The organism is Rhodococcus sp. H-CA8f, assembly GCF_002501585.1.
In the GTDB taxonomy this organism is placed as follows: Bacteria; Actinomycetota; Actinomycetes; order Mycobacteriales; family Mycobacteriaceae; genus Rhodococcus_F; species Rhodococcus_F erythropolis.
In genome coordinates this window covers 3,637,231-3,653,642 of the sequence record NZ_CP023720.1, presented here as the reverse complement: position 1 = coordinate 3,653,642, position 16,412 = coordinate 3,637,231, and the positions used below count along the sequence as shown (strand labels likewise).

Genomic DNA, 16,412 nt, shown 5'->3' with positions numbered 1-16,412 from the left:
TTTACGGTGGTGAAGTAGCCCGTCGCAGCGCAAATCAAACATTGCGCGCCGACGTCCTCGCCATATTCGCTCACCTCGAATCGTGGTTCGATGGCAGCAAAATGACACCCGAACTTGCGCGCCTCAACGCGCTGCCGTACACCCCGCAGATCCGCAACCAGTTGAGAGCGTTGCGCCGTCACCGCGAACGGCTACTCCGCTACGGGCGACCGTACCGCCACGCCTGGCCTTATGGAAAAGTCAGCACCTACCAAGGTTCCGGATGCCGCCACGACGCGTCGCGCTTTCAAATCCGCGTACCTCCACGAGTAGAACTACTGCCGAACCAAGGAATGATCAATGCCGACCTCAACGAGACTCGATGGCCGAGCCCTACGCGACGCGACTCATCTCTTCAAACGGTGCCGAAAAGTGTTCCAAACTCAAACGCGACGACCTCACACCGGCCGAACCACTACGACTCCTCCGACACTACGGCCGCGGGGCTGAAAACTAAGCGGAGCGACATTGGGAACACTGCTACGGATTGCACTTCTCGAATGCTGCGCTGAACAGGCTTCTGCACGGCGTGGATACCAACGAGGGGACCGGCTCACCTCACATATTGGCCGTGGCCTGGCACGCTTTCGTTCTCCTCGAGTTCGCTCACAAACACCCTGACTTCGACATCCGACCAATCTTTTCGAACAAGACCAAGGACTCCGATGAGCCGAGTCTACTTTCACTCGCCAACCCAAACCGCCGAACTGCGCGGAGTCGAACCCCACGCCGGTTCGGTTACCGACCGGGTTGGACTCTCTACGTCCTTCGCCGTCGTCGGCGAGCAGTGGGTCAGTGAACTGATCGACCCGACGCACCCTTTGAGAACCGGGGACAGCCCTAGCTGAGTGGCGGGAGTCCCTTCGGCTTGCGATGAGCGCGCTCTGGCTCGGAGACAAGCCGATCATCGTCTGAGACGGCGTGCCGGTCGATTCCTGGGAAGTGGTCCTCAACCTAGTCCTGGACGAGGGAACGGACGCATTGCGGCTCGTGGCGCGACTGCACACCCAGTGCGAGATCTACGCCCGTGGCGAAGGGGAACACCTGGGATGGGGCGCGCGGGACGCGTCCTGCGGCAGCAGTCGGGATGGCAGCAGGTGGAGGCGTTGCTTTTGCGGCGCGACGACGAGTCAGTTGTGATGTCGCACAGCGTGTGCGATCAGTTTCCGAATCTGTTCGCGTCGACGTGGAGGTCCCCGTCCTACTGACGATGGAGACGAATGGTACGACCTCCAGAGTGCTGAGCAGTGGGAAACGCAGCATGGAGTGGCCGCGAGGTGGGGCGGGCCTGTCCTATCTCCCGAGAATTTGGAGAGTTACCAATTCGGTGATCAGATGTCAGCGTTCGACCTGCTCGACGACAAGTAATCTACGAGACTTGCAGTTCCGATGAGCCATCGTGGGTGAGTTCGACCCTAACCATCCGAAGTGGCCTCCAATAGGCGACAATCTCCCCATGATTATCGTTCTTGACACAACAGTCGTGCTCTCGGACCCGCAGTTGCGGGCAGCATGGTGGAAAACGCTCAAAGAAACAGCTAAGCGCAATGGTGCGCGAATCATGGTTCCGGAAGTCGTTGTCGTTGAAGCGGTTGCGAATCAGAAACGAAACCTTGAGGCACTGTCCGACAAGCTGAAGACGTCAACGCAGAGAGAAAAACGCTTCGGTGTCGATTCTATTTGTGAGGCCATCGGTGCTGCAATCGACACGAAGACTGTCGGGTTTGAACGAGAACTTCGAGGTCACCTTTCGGTTCTGGGTGCAGAATTAGTTGCCCCACCCGCCATCGATCATCTTGAGCTTGTGAACCGTGCGGTTTCGTTCCGTAAGCCCTGGGATGGTGAGGAGCGGAAGGACGGGTATCGGGACACCCTGAATTGGTTGACTGTCTTGTCTATTGCTGACCGCAACGCTGGGCACGAGGTTTGGTGGATCTCTCAGAACTCCAAGGATTTTGGCGCGGGCGATGACGAGCAAAACCCCACCAAGTGGCATGACCATATAGGTGCAGAGCTCATCGAGCGTGGATTAAGTGATCGTGTGAATTGGGCCCACGATGTGGCTTCGTTGCTGTCGGAGATCGCGGAGAGAACTGCTCCGGTGGCTGATGCAGAAAAGGAGAAGTTTGTTGCGAAGATCCTGGTGAAGGAACTTTTCGGCTACGTGTCAGCCGAGTTGGTTGGTTTTAAGCTCGATTCTAAGCAAGCGAGTATCGAGGGGGATATGAGCTTTGCGGAAGTTCGCTTCGTAACGGGACTTGAGGACGTGGAGTGGGAAAGTCTAGCTGGTGACGGCGATGGAGGTTTTGTCGCGCGATTTACGGCGTTAGCGGGAGTCGGAATCAAAGCTACAATTCTTGGCGAAGACTCCCTGCGTGCCTTCCAACAAACGCGACGTCTGGGTTTGGCTGGCGTGGCGAACTTGAATGCGACGGCTTCAATCATGGCGGTCTCCATCACATCGATCGAGTCTGAGCCCACGCAAGTCGAGCAACTGCTGTACGAATTGTCGTCAGAGCGAAGAGACGTTGGCGGCACCACAGTGGCAGTCGAGGACTCACCGACGCGACCGTATGGGAGACTGGCAAGTTGGGAAATAGCGGATATCGTTAACGATCCTAAGCCAATGCGCATGAGTGAATTGATTGACCGTGGCATCCCTGCAGAAGTAATCATGCAACTGCGGGAAGCGCGGGCGGAGCGTCGCAGAATGAAGAACGAAGATCGAAGCCTGCGAGACGAGAAGGCGCACCGCACCGATTTGTATACGACTGGTCCCCTAGACGTAGGCGGAAAAACGGTTCCGCCCCTCACCTGACTCGTTTTGGAAGACTGATCGTTTTCGAACAGTTTTGGAGCTTGAGCAGAAGTCGGGTGGGCATTCTCGCCCGAGTACGGCGGCCGAGGATTCGCGACGGAAGCTGTGACCGCTCTGATCGACCTGGTGTTCGCAACACCCCGATTGCGCCGCGTGGTCGCGCAGATGGATGCGAGAAACGAATCCTCGGCGCGACTCGCGCGGCGAATCGGGTTGCGGCGAGAGGCACATTTTCGGCAGAACGCGTGGATCAAGAACGAGTGGACCGACACTGTGGTTTTTGCAACGCTGCGCAGTGAGTGGCCTACAAGTCTCTGATCAGGAGGGCCGAGCTGCTACTTCGCAACCAGTTCGGTCAACTGGGGGACCAGCTCGTCAGTTGCCCATGGAACGCTCAAAACGCTGACGTACATGGTGGCGGCTGTCAGGCGATTGTCGGTGATCCACAAGTCCTTCCCGTTGGCGATAACCGGCCACCGTGCGAACAGGGTGTTGGCCAACGTGCTGTCGACTTCCGACTGATCGCTTGCCCATCCGAGATATACGTCGGTGTTTATCGTGTCGAGCTTTTCCATGCTGATGCCGAACAGGAACGAGTCGCCTGCAAAGTTCTTGGCACCGTTGACCACGTCGGGAGCGACTGTGAGCCCGAGGTTTTCGACGAACTTCACGCGCGGATCGTCCGGGCCGTAGATGGCGGTCTCGGTTTCGCCTTCGCGGATGTAGGACCCGAAGGCGAACGTGACTCCATTGAATTCAGGATGGCTGGTCTTCGACTCTTCCACCGTCTTTTCGACGGACTTGATCAAATCCGCGGTCTGGGCCGGGCGCCCCAAGGCCTTGCCGACATCGGTGGCGAGGTTTTGCCACGAACTCGGCTGGTACGGCTTGGTGTCGTAGGGGAGTGTCGGGGCGATCGAGCTCAGACGCGAATAGTCCTGCTCGGAGAAACCGGAGTACGGGGCCAGAATCAGGTCGGGTGCGGCATTGAGGATCTGCTCGAACAGAAGCTCACCGCTGTCGGAGTAGTACGGCGCCGGTGTGGGCAGCGGCTGGCCCGACTTCTCGAGTTCCGCGCGCGTCCAAGGGAGGAAGCCGTCGGCGTCGCCGGCCCACGAGTCCTTCTGCATTGCAATCGGAGTGACGCCGAGGGCGATGACAGTGTCGGCCGCTGCGGAATCGAGGGTGAGGATCCTGGTCGGTTCCTTGTCGATGGTGGTGCCGCCGAATGCGTGCTCGATCGTGACGGGGTATGCGCCGTCCTCGACAGCAGATGCCGACGAACTATTTTCCTGGGCGTCCGATGACGACTGCGTGCAGGCGGTCAGAGGCAGTGCGGCCGCCACCATCAGCGCAACGACAATTCGCCTCTTCCGTTGGGGACGAATTCTCTGACGGGCAGATCTGAACACGCGAAACTCCTCGGGATTGATCGGGGAAGTGCTTGCACGACTCAGCGCGGTACGCACATGAGAGCAGGCTTACCTAAGTGAATGTAGGGCGCGTGCGTGTAGCGAAGGGGCCAGCAGATGTCGACAACAGGTCAGGCTCGAGTCAGTTGACAGCGGCGAGCGCATTGCCAGGGGTGTAGCCGACCGTCTTACGAAAAGCAGCGATGAACGAGCTCGACGTCCCGTACCCGACTCGACGGCTGACGGCGTTCACACTCATCCCGGTCCCGAGCATGCCCAGTGCTGTGCTCATGCGAACCAGAGTGCGCCATTGCGCAAAACTCAGCGCAAGTTCCGCGGCAAAAATCCGGGTGACCGTGCGTCGGCTGAGGTTGAGAACGTGCGCCCACTGGTCGAGTGACCGATCGTCGGCGGGATCCGACAACACTTTGTCGACGAGTTGTCGAAGCCGGGGATCGCGGGGGATCGGTACGTCGAAGTGAGGTACCGATGCCGGGGTGAGGAGATCGACACAGACCTGCTGTGCCCGAAGGCGTTGTTCTGCAGGCATTCCGGTATGGGCGAGGTGTATCAGCAGTACCCGGGCTGCCTCACTCAAGGTCACGATGCACGGTTCGTTCCAGGTGGGAGTCCACAACTCGGGGGTGAAGAGAGTGGCGCGGAATGCGACGTGGGGATTGGCCTGACCTTCGTGGAGGACCCCGCGAGGGATCCACAGGCCGACGCCGGGCGTGACGGTCCAGAGTTGATTGTCGATGATCATGTTGACGACGCCGCGGTCGGACCAGATGAGTTCGTGCTCGGCATGAGCGTGCTGTGGCCACTGGGTGATGTGGTCGGTCTCGACGATGTACGTCGTCAGTTGGAACGGCGCCGGGACGGCGCGCGCCATCGGAGTGTGGCGGTCGGAATCCGACAGGTGGAGGCCACCGTCGATTTCACGAAGGGCAGGGATCGGCACCGCGGACTACCTCCAAAGCAAAGTTAGGTAAACCTTACACCCTGTTTGCTGGGCTCAGTGGCCCGCACCGAGATCGATGAGAAGCACGCCTGCCGCGATAAGGCCGATCCCCACGATCATGAGCTTGGTCAGCGGTTCGCGAAAGAGAATGCGGGATGCGATTGCAGTCAGCGCCACCCCGCAAGCAGTCCAGATGCCGTACGCAACGCCGATCGTCAGGCCCGCGTCGAGTGCGAGCGTGAGGAAAGCGAAAGCGGCGAGGTACCCCACGGTGACAACCGCGAGCCATCGTTTGTCGCTGCCGTCCTGCGACGCCATCCGTAGTGACAACGTCGCGGTGACCTCGGAAATAATTGCAGCGATCAGAAATACGAAGGTCATGCCGGGTCCACCGGCCCGCTGTCGGCAGCAACCTGGGAACCGAGTTCAACGCACAGGACTCCGCCGATGACCAGGGCAATGCCGACGCCCATGGTGGCTGTCAGCGGGTCGCCGAAAAGGAAAGTCGCGAACACCGCGGTCAGGACAACTCCGGTTGCGCCCCAGATTCCGTATGCAACACCGAGTCCCATGCCCTCCCGCAGGACGAACGACAACGCGGTGAATGCTGCGAGATATCCGCCGACGACCACGACGTACCAGGCGGGGTGATCGAGGGCCGCGCGCAGAGACAGAGTCGCAGACACCTCGGTCAGGATCGCGGTGATCAACAGGAGCCATTTCTTCACGGTTCGGATTCTGTCAGGCTCCACCGATTCCGGTCGCGCACTACGGTTGAGACATGACGTGCGTGCTGCTCGGCGGAATCCGCCAAGGTGACATCCGCCACGATGTGTCCGGTGGCGATATAACCGCGACGCCGATTCTCGACTGGGGCCACGATGACGTGGCTCGCCTCTACGAGGACATTGCAGAAGGTGCGATCCAGTCGGCGCAGGAGTTCCTGGTGTCGGCGCATCGCAGCGTCGCTGCAAATATTCGGCCGGTGTACGGCCTCGACGACCGGCAACCCGTCTCGGTGACATTGAGCCGAGGACGCGGATCCTGCAGTCAGAGACTGGCTGTCGTCGAAGCGTTGGCTCGCCGCCGAGATATCGCCACGCGAGTTCGCGGTCTCGTACTTCGTGGGGAGTTCTGGTACCCGAGATTTCGGCGTCTACATGCGGTGATTCCGAAGTCAGTGCTGCTGGCGTGGCCGGAATTTCTGGTCGACGGACGCTGGCAGGACATCTCCGAGATCGTTTCACCTGCGGTGGTCTCAGCGCTCGAACCGTTCACGAACACCGGCGAGGAGACACTGTTCGACGCGATCGGACGCGCTCCGATCAGTTGGGGCAAATCAATTTCGTGCGATTGCTTGGACTTCTCCGAATTCGTCGACCGTGATCTGGGCACCTTCGAATCTCGCGACAAGCTCTTCGAGGAATTCGGACAGACGATGTCGACCCCCATCAGAATTCTCGTCGATCCGGTTTTCCGGAACTGGAGTGCATCCGGCTGACGCGCGACGCGAGGTCTAGGCTGTTCTGCATGTCTGTGCGTACCCCATTGGTCCCTGGAACCGTCTCTCCCGTCCTCGCTGTGCCCTCGAAGATCGAGCGGCCCGAGTACGCGTGGAAGCCGACCGCCAAAGAGGGCAACGAGCCCTGGGTTCAGACGCCGGAGACGATCGAGGCGATGCGCATCGCCAGCAAGATCGCTGCCGGCGCGCTGCAGGAAGCCGGCAAGGCTGTCGCTCCCGGTGTCACGACCGACGAGCTCGACCGCATCGCACACGAGTTCATGCTCGACCACGGCGCATACCCGTCGACGTTGGGCTACAAGAGCTTTCCGAAGTCGTGCTGCACGTCTCTCAACGAGGTGATCTGCCACGGAATCCCCGACTCGACCGTGATCCAGGACGGAGACATAGTCAATATCGACGTCACCGCGTACATCAACGGAGTGCACGGGGACACCAATGCGACGTTCCTCGCCGGTGACGTGTCCGAAGAGAACCGCTTGCTCGTCGAGCGCACACACGAGGCAACGATGCGGGCCATCAAAGCCGTCAAGCCCGGCCGCGCGCTCAACGTGATCGGACGCGTCATCGAGTCCTACGCCCATCGGTTCGGGTACGGCGTCGTCCGGGACTTCACCGGACACGGAATCGGCGAGACCTTCCACAACGGCCTCGTGATCCTGCACTACGACGAGCCCGCGGTCGAGACGATCATCGAACCGGGCATGGTCTTCACGATCGAACCGATGATCAACCTCGGTGGTATCGACTACGAGATCTGGGAGGACGGCTGGACCGTCGTCACCAAGGACCGTAAGTGGACGGCGCAGTTCGAGCACACCTTGGTGGTCACCGAGACCGGTGCAGAGATTCTCACCCTGCCTTGAGTTCGGCGATGCGCGGCGCTCTGCTGGTAGCCGGCACTACTTCCGACGCAGGCAAGAGCGTTCTGGTAGCCGGATTGTGTCGCATGTTGGCGCGTCGAGGCGTCCGAGTGGCGCCGTTCAAGGCACAGAACATGTCGAACAACTCCGTGGTCACGCTGGACGGCGGAGAGATCGGCCGTGCGCAGGCACTTCAGGCGCGGGCATGCGGTCTGGAGCCGAGTGTTCGATTCAATCCCGTGCTGCTCAAGCCGGGGAGTGATCGCACTTCGCAACTGGTCGTTCGGGGCAAGGCGATGACCACGGTGGGTGCTCGCGATTACATGCAGCATCGGCAGTGGCTTCGCGCCGTCGTGGCCGAAGATCTCGAATCGCTTCGATCCGAGTTCGACGTCGTGATCTGTGAAGGCGCCGGTTCACCGGCCGAAATCAACTTGCGCGCAACGGATCTTGCCAACATGGGATTGGCTGAGGCTGCGCAGATTCCGGTCGTCGTCGTCGGTGACATCGATCGCGGCGGCGTCCTGGCCCATCTGTTCGGGACCGTTGCTGTGCTCTCGCCGAGCGACCAGGCATTGATCGCGGGATTTGTGATCAACAAATTCCGCGGTGACGTTGCACTGTTGGAACCCGGACTGGATCAACTGCGCAGCCTCACCGGTCGACCCACTCTCGGAGTGATCCCGTTTGCCGACGATCTTTGGCTCGACGCCGAGGATTCGCTTGGCGTCACCGGCAACGCCCCGGTAGGGCGCCCTGGCCCACCCGTCGGTTCGGCCTGGCTCACCGTTGCTGCGGTTCGGCTCCCCCGCATCTCCAACTCGACGGATGTCGAGGCGCTGGCATGTGAACCGGGCGTGGCAGTTTCGTGGGTGACCGATCCGTCGCGGATCCGCGACGCAGACCTCGTGGTGATCCCCGGTAGTAAGTCCACCGTGAGTGACCTCGAGTGGTTGCGGAGTACCGGCCTGGCTGACGAGATCATCGCCCGAGCGGGCCGCGGGCAGGCAGTGCTGGGAGTCTGCGGCGGATACCAGATGCTGGGTAATTCGATCGTCGACGACGTCGAATCAGGATCAGGGATCACCGCAGGACTCGGTCTGCTGGACCTCGACATCGAATTCGCTTCGGACAAAGTGCTGGCGCAGGTAACCGGTTCCGCCGACGGTATCTCGGTGTCGGGGTACGAGATTCATCACGGACGCGTCGTGCACAACGGGGACCGTCCATTGCTGGCGGACTCGGGCGGTGTGCCGGAAGGCAGTGTGCGAGGGTCTGTTCGAGGGACACACTGGCATGGTCTCCTGGAAAGTGACGACTTTCGGCGCAGCCTGCTGCGTGAGATCGCGGTTCCCGGTTTTGTTGCTGCACCCGGCACCTCGGTTGCCGCGGTGCGAGAACAGCAACTCGACCTTCTCGCTGATCTCGTCGAGCAGCACCTCGACCAGGATCTACTCGAGAAACTGATCAACGGTGGGGCGCCGATCGGGCTTCCCGTCATTGCCTCCGCACTCGAAGCCTGAGAGCGCTCCCGCGGGCGTCGACGTGGACGCGGTAGAATAGCCAGGCCTCACTCCCGCGACGGCTCCCTAGTAGGAGTGTGCGCGGTGACAGATCAATTCGACGGCTTGCTTACCGACTTCAGTGACGAGGTGCTGGTCGACTCGGCAATGCTCGGCGATCATGCGGCCTTCGACGTCATCGTCCGCCGATACGGCCCGCACTTGTATCGATTTGCCCGTCGACTCGTCACCAGTGAGAGTGACGTCGACGACATCGTCCAGGAAACCTGCGTTGCCGCCTGGCGCCAACTTCCGGGGTTTCAGCGGCGCTCGAGCATCAAGACCTGGTTGTTCGCGATCTGCTCTCGCAAGATCGCGGATGTCCATCGAAAAGTCGGCTCCTGCGCCGCCGATGTGGACGGACTTCGGGACGAAGTCGATACTCGATTGCGCGATCCGAGCGAGGAAGTATGCGGCACAGCATTTCTCGACGCTCTTGAAGCCGAACTCGATCGTCTACCGCTGCGTCAGCGCGCCGCCTGGGTCTTGCGGGAAGTGGAGGGCATGACGTATCCACAGATCGCAGTTGTCCTGGAACTGAGTCCGGACGCGGTTCGTGGCCAACACACTCGGGCGAGGCGGAATCTGGGTCTCGCGCTCGACCGATGGCGATGACGACTCGGCGGTTTGCCGGGTTCTGTCACCGAACTCACTCTCCTGACGGCCCGGGTAGCTGGAAGAATGCTTCGTCGTGGATACCGCTTTCGACCCCAGAGGCTTCGACCCGAGAACCGAGGATTCGGTGCCGTCGGTAATGCCGGACGATGCGACGGCAACGGGTGCTGACGTCGCCGTCGAGGCTGCGGAAACTCGGCTGACTGCAAGCGCGGTCCGGGAGTTGCTGGCAGCGCTCGGAGGAAGTATCGGCGACGAGGACGAACTCGTGGTTTTGCTCCAGCGCGCCGTCGAAATCGCGAACGACGCCATCGAGGGCGCCGACAGCATCGGCGTCACCATCGATCTGGCCGGGCAGACCTACACCGCGGTTCATACCGATTCGCGGACTCTGCGTGTCGACATCGAGCAATACGACGCCGGCGACGGACCATGTCTGCACGCCGCTCGAACCGGTGAAACCGTTGTCGTCGATGCCGAGACCAGCGCGGAACGCTGGCCGCGGTTCGCGGCGGCGGCGAAGGACGAAGGGATCAAGTCCTTTCTCGCGGCGCCGCTCTTCACACCGGATCAGCGACTGGGTTCGTTCAACCTGTACGGACGCGCCCCAGCGGCATTCGACCGCGTCGACGCGGATGTCATGGAGATTCTCACGACAACGGTGTCACGCGCGATCGGCGACTTCTCTCGTTTCAAGTCCGCCAAGGCGGTGGCTGATGCGTTGCAACGTGCGCTCGAGACCCGGGCGCCGATCGAACAGGCCAAAGGCATGCTGATGGCCATCCATCGGATCGACGCCGACACCGCATTTCACATGCTGCGCAAGCAGTCTCAGACGACGAATACCCGGTTGCGCGACGTGGCAGCCGAGATCGTCGAGACGTATTCGGCGCCGCCTACCGCTGTCTAGTTCGAGGGGGACCGACGTACAGCCTCGAGCGCGACGACGACGCCGGCGGCGACAACCACGTGCATCAGCGCGAGCATGACCGTGCTGGCGGCGTCGAAGTCCGCGGCAATGGTCAAAGCGATGGTGCCGAGCGCCACGACTGCACCCACGATCTGGGCGATGCGGATGATCGGCTCCCACTTCAGTGAGATCAACATTGCGACCGACAAACCGACCAGCAGTGGCACCACCGTCAATGTGATGACCCCACCAGGCGCGACGCTCGCCGGCTTTCCCTGATCTGTCATCTCGAAGGATCCGCCCAATGCGAGGCCGATCAACCACAGGATCAGATTGACGACGAGAGCAATTACCGTGGCGCCGAGTACGGCACGTGGCTTGGTGACGTGGAGGTTGTGTGCGGTTGACGTGATTGCAGACATGGTGTTCTCCCGGCTCGATGCGATGGTCTTGTGACGTCGCTCTGGTGAATAGACCCGCCGGCGGGCAGAAACTCATCGCTGAGGTTGACTATTGCCCGTCGACGACGGGCACTGCGGTGCCGGTGACCGAGATACCGCCGTCGACTGGGATGTCGACCTCGAGCACACTGGGACGCCCGACGTGTCGGCCCTGGTGGATGGTGATCCGCCGCGGAGTGGCCGCGGGTTCGAGTTTGCGCAGGTAACCGCCGGTCGACGCCGCTGCGGACCCGGTTGCGGGATCCTCGACGATGTTTCCCACCGGAAACAGATTTCGGGCTTCGAAGGTGTTGTCGTCGAGGGGGTGCAGGATTGTCACCGTGCCGGCCCACCCCTGCGCGTCCATCAGAATTCGCATTGCGGATGGATCGAAGGTGAACTCGTCGAATGTCGACTGATCACGAAGTACGACGATCGGGTGAGTGTTGCCGGCGTACGAAAGCATTGCGGGATACCGCGCGTCGAGCGCAGACGAATCGACGCCGATGAGCCCGAGCAGCGCTGTCAGTACAGCATGATCGATCGGCGAGACCGACGGTTCGACGCTGGTGAAGGTCGCGGTGGACCTTCCGTCCTCGTCGGTCGCCGTGTCGATGGATACCGGTCCGATCGGTGTTTCGAATGTGAAGGTTCCGTCACCGTCTCGCTCGGTGAGAGCGATGGCCGTCGCAATAGTGGCATGACCGCAGAACGGTACTTCGGCGATAGGGGAGAAGTACCGGATCCGGCTGTGGCGCGGGTTGCCTCCGAGTACCGGTTCGATGAGGAACGCCGTCTCGGCATACCCGACTTCGGCTGCAACGGATTGTAATTCGGAGTCGTCGAGCCCGCGGGCGTCGAGCAGCACGCCGGCCGGGTTACCGCCGGCCGGATCCGAACTGAACGCAGTCAGCCGGAGGATGTCGCGAGAAGTTGCCATGTCGACCATCTTTGTCCGCTGTCGTCCATCGGGGGAAGAGACATCGCGCGATTGCGGTCCGCGATCTTCGAACTGGACTGCCTCCGGAACAAACCGGCCGCACGGCGTCGTTGGTGCAGATATGAGCAATGACACAGACACCGACGACGGGTTGTTCGCACTCGTGGCCCAGGGAAAACAAGGCGTGCTGGCAACCGTCAAGCGTGACGGCCGCCCACAGTTGTCCAACATCATTTACCGCTGGGACGTCGAGTCGAAGACGGCTTCCGTGTCCATCACAGCCGATCGCGCCAAGAGTAAAAATGCGATCCGCGATCCGCGGGTTTCCCTCCAGGTCAGCGCGCCCGACTTCTGGAGCTACGCCGTGATCGAAGGACTTGCCGTGGTGACACCCGTCGCGGCCGATCCTCACGACGAAGTGTCTGATGCACTGGTCGAACTGTACCGGGACATCAGCGGCCAGGAGCATCCTGATTGGGAGGAGTACCGCGAAGCAATGGTTGCGGAGCGTCGACAGATCCTCACGGTGCGCGCTGATCACGTCTACGGAATGACGAGGCTCCCCAAGCCATCCGGCACCTGAACTGCGTTCGTTCAGGTAGGAGATAACGTTACGAGTTAATATGTAATGGTGAAAACCGAGTCTCCCGCCCGTATCGGACGACCGCGCGACCCAGGCAAGGACGAGGCTGTGCTGCTTGCAGCTCGCACACTGCTGGCCGAAGTCGGGTATCAGCAGACGACCATTTCGGCGATTGCCAGGACTGCCGGTGTCAATACGCCGGCCATCTACCGTCGCTGGTCGTCACGGGAAGCCCTGATCGAAGAAGCAGTGCATGGACCGGGCGGACATCCATTGCCTCGGTCGACCGGTGATTTGCGGGTGGATCTGACGACGTGGGTGCACATCTTCCTGGTCCGCGCTGCCCGCCCCGCAGCGCGGGCCGGAGTTCCTGGCCTGCTTGCCGATTCGCGGACGGCGGAGGCGCGACAACGTCTGTTGGCTATCGGTGCGCCGGTTCGTGCAGCGTTTCAGGATCTGCTGGACGACGCGGTGAGGCGTGGTGAGATCCCGGCAGGTGCAGATGCGATGTTCTTGTTCGATCTGCTGGCCGGAACGACGACAATGCAGGGGCTGACCCGTGGGCTCGAGGGTCAGGACGGCTTTGTAGATGCCCTCGCACGATCTCTGTACGTCCTGGCTGCGCATCCGGCCGACGCCGTCGGGACGGAAGCGGTGGGGCAATGATCTCGGTTTCGGTGGACGGCGGCGTTGCCGTCGTGACCCTCGACAGGCCTGACAAACGGAATGCCTTCAACAAGCACATGGGTCGAGAATTGGGGCAGGCGTACCGAAAGCTCGACGAAGACGATTCCGTTCGCGTGATCGTGCTGACCGGTGCGCCACCAGCATTCTGCGCGGGTGCAGATCTTGGCGACGGCGCCGGCACCTTCGATTCACCTGACGGCGAGCAGTTTTCGTCATCACCGGTGGATCCGCCGGCGTTCGAGTTGCGAAAGCCGGTCATCGCAGCGGTGAACGGACATGCGATCGGAATCGGCCTCACCATCGCGATGCAGGCCGATATCAGAATCTTTGCAGCTGACGCCAAGTATGCAATTCCGCAGGTTCGCCTCGGTGTGTTGCCGGATGCGATGGCGCATTGGACGGTTCCGCGCGTCGCCGGAACGGCTGTGGCCGCCGACATCCTTTTGACTGGAAGGACGTTCGACGGAGCCGAGGCAATCGCGCTCGGGTTGGGTAGCCGTTGCCTGCCCGCTGACGAAGTGCTTTCGGCGGCGTTGGTGATCGCCCGAGACATTGCGACGAACACTGCACCGATGTCGGTGGCGCTCTCGAAGCGACTGCTCTGGCAGAGCCAGAGCAGCAGCTGTCGACCAGAGACGGTGGCGGCCATCGAAACGGACCTGCATCTACGCGTCATGGGGAAGCCGGACGCGGTGGAAGGTGTTCGTGCATTAATGGAACGGCGCACGCCTGTGTGGGTTTCGCGCTTGTCCGCCGAGTGGCAGGAAATCCCGTCGGAATGATTCGGGAGCCTTGCGGAAAATCACACGCGGACGACTACGCGTCTCGCAGCAACTGTTCGAGACGATGTTTGCAGAACGCGGTGATATCCGTATGTTCGCCGAGTTGGAGATGCGTGGACAGGCGCAGGAGCGGAACAGCGAGTAGAACCGCAGCGAGTACCTCGTTGAACAAAAGGTTCTCGACCCTCCAGCCGGTCAGTTCCTCGTAGCGGGCAATGGTCTCTTCTCGGCTGGGAGTGCCTGGCAAAGGTGTGTGTCCCTCGAATTCGCTACACGCCCAATCGAGAAACAACAGCCAGGCGAGGTCGGCCTCGTGATCGCCGAGGTAGGCCATCTCCCAGTCGAGAACCCCGGCGATCGACTGGTCCGGACCATAGAGGATGTTCGACATCCGGGCATCGCCCCAGCACAGTGTCACATGTTCGGGTTGGTAGATATTCTCCCTCAGCCAGGCCAGTGCTTTGTCGAATATCGGCGGTAGGTCCGGCGATGCCCAACGAACGGCCCAGTCGAGGTAGTTCACCGCCTGTTCGACCGGATGGGTGCCGAACTTGGGGTAGGCGAGGAATCCGAGTTCGAGCTTGTCCGGGTCCAAGCGATGAATCTGCGCAATCGTCTCGACGCATCCCCACCACATCTTCGCTCGGCCTGCCTCATCGGCTTCGAAGTATGTTCCGGCACTGTGATACGACGGAAAGTCGCTGGGCGCCTCGGCATTACCGATGCGGTCCATGACGTAGTAGGGGCTGCCGAGTGGGTTGTCGCCGCTGTCGATCCACCGAACGTGGGGGACTGCGAGGTCGGACTTCGCGAGCCTTTGTGTCACGAGGAACTGGCGGCGGAGATCGTAGTCGGGGAACAGCGAAACCTCCGGTGGACGCCGGAAAACAAAACCACTCGACTCGCCAGTGGCGCCATCGAGGTCGAACAGGTATGTCTCCGTCGAGAATCCGCGTTCGGTGCGCTTGAAGTTGACGATCTTGGCGCCCCGAGTACCCGGAATGTGCTCCCGGACAAGTGGTTCAAGGGCGGGTGCGATGTCTTCTGCGGCTGTTCGGTCAGTCATTGTTCGTACCTGTCCGTGTGTTGCTCCAATCGGTGTACCCGTAGCGGGGATTCACGCCCATGAAGACCATTTCCACGAGCCCGTATCCGACTTTGTCTCCCATGCGGACCTCGCACAGCGTCTCGCTGAGCATGCTCACCTGCCGGATTTCATCGAGGTTCGTGATGTCGACGGTGAAGCTGTCGCTGAAGTCCTTGCCGCGGTACATGCCGGAGGCGTACCCCCGGTACTCGTCGTAACCGGCCAGTCCGGGCCAGAAATCGCACACTGGATTCACCTCGATCACATCGGTGGTCCGGTCCGCTCGGTGCACGGTGAAAGTGCCGGATTCGACCACCCGCATGTCGTCACGGAATTTCAGGTCGTGCTCGACGTCGATGATCGGTAGCGCGTCCTTGCCGGAACCGATCGGGAAGAGCACCTCGCCCTCGAACTGCCAGCGCGCGCCGGTACTGGTTTCGCGCTGCGCGAAATGCACTACCTCGTCGTCGAATTGGAATATCCCCATGTAATAGAGGACTCCGTCCGGAACCTCGGACGGCTGCAGGTTCGCGCCCTCGGACAGACTGCCGCCGCCACCGCCGTGTCGTACGCCCCACGAGTGATCGCGGCCGAACCACCAGTTGTCGGGATCGATGTCGATGCGGGTGCCGTCGATTTCGATCCAACCCGTGATGGTGCCGTTCTGGTAGAAGCGTCGGGCGTCTTCGCGAACGCGGCCGCGCGTGCGATGGAACGCTGCCGTCTGCTCGTACACCGGGAAGTCGCCGTGGAAGTCGAGTTGCAGGCTCAATCCGTGTTCGTTTGCGTCGACCGTGGAACGTACCTGGCGGAGTGGTTCGACGATTTCATAGGTGTACGGCCCCACACTCCACGCTGCCAGTCCTCCGGTCTGAGGGTTCAACTCGGTGGACAGGCGCACCACGCGGGCTTCCTCACCCTTGCGCGTCACCATCGCGTAGGCGTCGAGGACGTTGCGGTTCGGGTATTTGGCCAGTCCCGTCATGATGCTGATCTCGCCCGTTTTGTCGAAGCCGTACATCACGATGCGTTCGGTCCAGCGCAGGTCACTTTGGGAGACGTGGTCGAGTGTCGTCGGGAGTTGATGAATGAGTAGTTCGTCGTGCGGTGTGATCACAGTCGGTCCTTGTGTCGACGGAGTGGGGTGTCCACAATCTATTACGGAGCGCTACGCAACGTAATGGTTTTCGG

At 61.2% G+C, this 16,412-nt stretch carries 17 protein-coding genes and 1 pseudogene; 10 read left to right on the top strand and 8 right to left on the bottom strand.

Annotation, left to right across the window (positions count from 1 at the left end):
* The first annotated feature begins 1,495 nt into the window (after window positions 1-1,495).
* Together CPI83_RS16970 and CPI83_RS16965 are read left to right on the top strand one after the other, a co-directional pair.
* On the top strand, window positions 1,496-2,857 hold the full coding sequence (locus tag CPI83_RS16970; RefSeq protein WP_097387475.1) for a PIN domain-containing protein: 1,362 nt from the start codon (window positions 1,496-1,498) through the stop codon (window positions 2,855-2,857).
* 57 nt (window positions 2,858-2,914) lie between these two features.
* Window positions 2,915-3,175 (top strand): annotated as a pseudogene (locus CPI83_RS16965) (GNAT family protein); the annotation flags it as partial.
* Between the two features lie 17 nt (window positions 3,176-3,192).
* Here the strand turns inward: CPI83_RS16965 and CPI83_RS16960 are convergent.
* From CPI83_RS16960 to CPI83_RS16945, 4 genes are all read right to left on the bottom strand, one after another.
* Window positions 3,193-4,269: an ABC transporter substrate-binding protein gene (locus CPI83_RS16960; protein ID WP_225989566.1), complete on the bottom strand. Its 1,077-nt coding sequence runs from the start codon at window positions 4,267-4,269 to the stop codon at window positions 3,193-3,195.
* Window positions 4,270-4,411: 142 nt separating this feature from the next.
* Window positions 4,412-5,230, bottom strand: a complete 819-nt coding sequence (locus tag CPI83_RS16955; protein WP_097387474.1) for an AraC family transcriptional regulator — start codon at window positions 5,228-5,230, stop codon at window positions 4,412-4,414.
* 54 nt (window positions 5,231-5,284) lie between these two features.
* The gene (locus CPI83_RS16950) at window positions 5,285-5,611 is read right to left on the bottom strand and encodes an SMR family transporter (protein WP_097387473.1); all 327 of its coding nucleotides are present in this window, start codon (window positions 5,609-5,611) and stop codon (window positions 5,285-5,287) included.
* Window positions 5,608-5,958, bottom strand: a complete 351-nt coding sequence (locus CPI83_RS16945; RefSeq protein WP_097387472.1) for an SMR family transporter — start codon at window positions 5,956-5,958, stop codon at window positions 5,608-5,610. The genes CPI83_RS16950 and CPI83_RS16945 overlap by 4 nt, the downstream gene beginning before the upstream one ends.
* A gap of 53 nt (window positions 5,959-6,011) precedes the next feature.
* Here CPI83_RS16945 and CPI83_RS16940 point away from each other — a divergent pair, with 53 nt between their 5' ends.
* The 5 genes from CPI83_RS16940 (at window position 6,012) to CPI83_RS16920 (ending at window position 10,702) form a co-directional block, all read left to right on the top strand.
* Window positions 6,012-6,731: a transglutaminase domain-containing protein gene (locus CPI83_RS16940; protein ID WP_097387471.1), complete on the top strand. Its 720-nt coding sequence runs from the start codon at window positions 6,012-6,014 to the stop codon at window positions 6,729-6,731.
* Between the two features lie 29 nt (window positions 6,732-6,760).
* Window positions 6,761-7,618: a type I methionyl aminopeptidase gene (map, locus tag CPI83_RS16935; protein WP_007734970.1), complete on the top strand. Its 858-nt coding sequence runs from the start codon at window positions 6,761-6,763 to the stop codon at window positions 7,616-7,618.
* 8 nt (window positions 7,619-7,626) lie between these two features.
* Entirely contained in the window at window positions 7,627-9,138 is a 1,512-nt protein-coding gene (locus tag CPI83_RS16930; protein ID WP_097387470.1) for a cobyric acid synthase, read from the top strand.
* Window positions 9,139-9,222: 84 nt separating this feature from the next.
* Complete coding sequence (locus CPI83_RS16925; RefSeq protein WP_020969378.1) at window positions 9,223-9,792, top strand: RNA polymerase sigma factor; 570 nt, start codon at window positions 9,223-9,225, stop codon at window positions 9,790-9,792.
* Between the two features lie 76 nt (window positions 9,793-9,868).
* Window positions 9,869-10,702 (top strand): GAF and ANTAR domain-containing protein, encoded by an 834-nt coding sequence (locus CPI83_RS16920; protein ID WP_053062015.1) that lies wholly within the window; start codon window positions 9,869-9,871, stop codon window positions 10,700-10,702.
* Here CPI83_RS16920 and CPI83_RS16915 read toward each other — a convergent pair.
* A complete protein-coding gene (locus CPI83_RS16915) occupies window positions 10,699-11,124 on the bottom strand; it encodes a DUF6069 family protein (RefSeq protein WP_029255162.1) in 426 nt (141 codons plus the stop codon). The genes CPI83_RS16920 and CPI83_RS16915 overlap by 4 nt on opposite strands.
* Before the next feature lie 88 nt (window positions 11,125-11,212).
* Complete coding sequence (locus tag CPI83_RS16910) at window positions 11,213-12,082, bottom strand: PhzF family phenazine biosynthesis protein (protein ID WP_232816766.1); 870 nt, start codon at window positions 12,080-12,082, stop codon at window positions 11,213-11,215.
* Window positions 12,083-12,203: 121 nt separating this feature from the next.
* Here CPI83_RS16910 and CPI83_RS16905 point away from each other — a divergent pair, with 121 nt between their 5' ends.
* From CPI83_RS16905 to CPI83_RS16895, 3 genes are read left to right on the top strand one after another with little or no spacing between them, the layout of a single operon-like run.
* Entirely contained in the window at window positions 12,204-12,665 is a 462-nt protein-coding gene (locus tag CPI83_RS16905) for a PPOX class F420-dependent oxidoreductase (protein WP_097387468.1), read from the top strand.
* Window positions 12,666-12,710: 45 nt separating this feature from the next.
* The gene (locus tag CPI83_RS16900) at window positions 12,711-13,331 is read left to right on the top strand and encodes a TetR/AcrR family transcriptional regulator (RefSeq protein WP_097387467.1); all 621 of its coding nucleotides are present in this window, start codon (window positions 12,711-12,713) and stop codon (window positions 13,329-13,331) included.
* A complete protein-coding gene (locus CPI83_RS16895) occupies window positions 13,328-14,134 on the top strand; it encodes an enoyl-CoA hydratase-related protein (RefSeq protein ID WP_097387466.1) in 807 nt (268 codons plus the stop codon). The genes CPI83_RS16900 and CPI83_RS16895 overlap by 4 nt, the downstream gene beginning before the upstream one ends.
* A gap of 34 nt (window positions 14,135-14,168) precedes the next feature.
* Here the strand turns inward: CPI83_RS16895 and CPI83_RS16890 are convergent, their stop codons facing one another.
* Together CPI83_RS16890 and CPI83_RS16885 are read right to left on the bottom strand one after the other, a co-directional pair.
* On the bottom strand, window positions 14,169-15,200 hold the full coding sequence (locus CPI83_RS16890) for a phosphotransferase family protein (protein ID WP_020907412.1): 1,032 nt from the start codon (window positions 15,198-15,200) through the stop codon (window positions 14,169-14,171).
* Window positions 15,193-16,338: a hypothetical protein gene (locus CPI83_RS16885; RefSeq protein ID WP_021343973.1), complete on the bottom strand. Its 1,146-nt coding sequence runs from the start codon at window positions 16,336-16,338 to the stop codon at window positions 15,193-15,195. Before CPI83_RS16885 ends, CPI83_RS16890 begins: the two co-directional genes overlap by 8 nt.
* Window positions 16,339-16,412: the final 74 nt, after the last annotated feature.

Coding starts and splice junctions, on each gene's coding strand:
- CPI83_RS16950 (WP_097387473.1), bottom strand. CDS start 5,611: ATGACCTTCGTATTTCTGATCGCTGCAATTATTTCCGAGGTCACCGCG.
- CPI83_RS16930 (WP_097387470.1), top strand. CDS start 7,627: ATGCGCGGCGCTCTGCTGGTAGCCGGCACTACTTCCGACGCAGGCAAG.
- CPI83_RS16940 (WP_097387471.1), top strand. CDS start 6,012: ATGACGTGCGTGCTGCTCGGCGGAATCCGCCAAGGTGACATCCGCCAC.
- CPI83_RS16905 (WP_097387468.1), top strand. CDS start 12,204: ATGAGCAATGACACAGACACCGACGACGGGTTGTTCGCACTCGTGGCC.
- CPI83_RS16895 (WP_097387466.1), top strand. CDS start 13,328: ATGATCTCGGTTTCGGTGGACGGCGGCGTTGCCGTCGTGACCCTCGAC.
- CPI83_RS16890 (WP_020907412.1), bottom strand. CDS start 15,200: ATGACTGACCGAACAGCCGCAGAAGACATCGCACCCGCCCTTGAACCA.
- CPI83_RS16915 (WP_029255162.1), bottom strand. CDS start 11,124: ATGTCTGCAATCACGTCAACCGCACACAACCTCCACGTCACCAAGCCA.
- map (WP_007734970.1), top strand. CDS start 6,761: ATGTCTGTGCGTACCCCATTGGTCCCTGGAACCGTCTCTCCCGTCCTC.
- CPI83_RS16900 (WP_097387467.1), top strand. CDS start 12,711: ATGGTGAAAACCGAGTCTCCCGCCCGTATCGGACGACCGCGCGACCCA.
- CPI83_RS16970 (WP_097387475.1), top strand. CDS start 1,496: ATGATTATCGTTCTTGACACAACAGTCGTGCTCTCGGACCCGCAGTTG.
- CPI83_RS16910 (WP_232816766.1), bottom strand. CDS start 12,082: ATGGCAACTTCTCGCGACATCCTCCGGCTGACTGCGTTCAGTTCGGAT.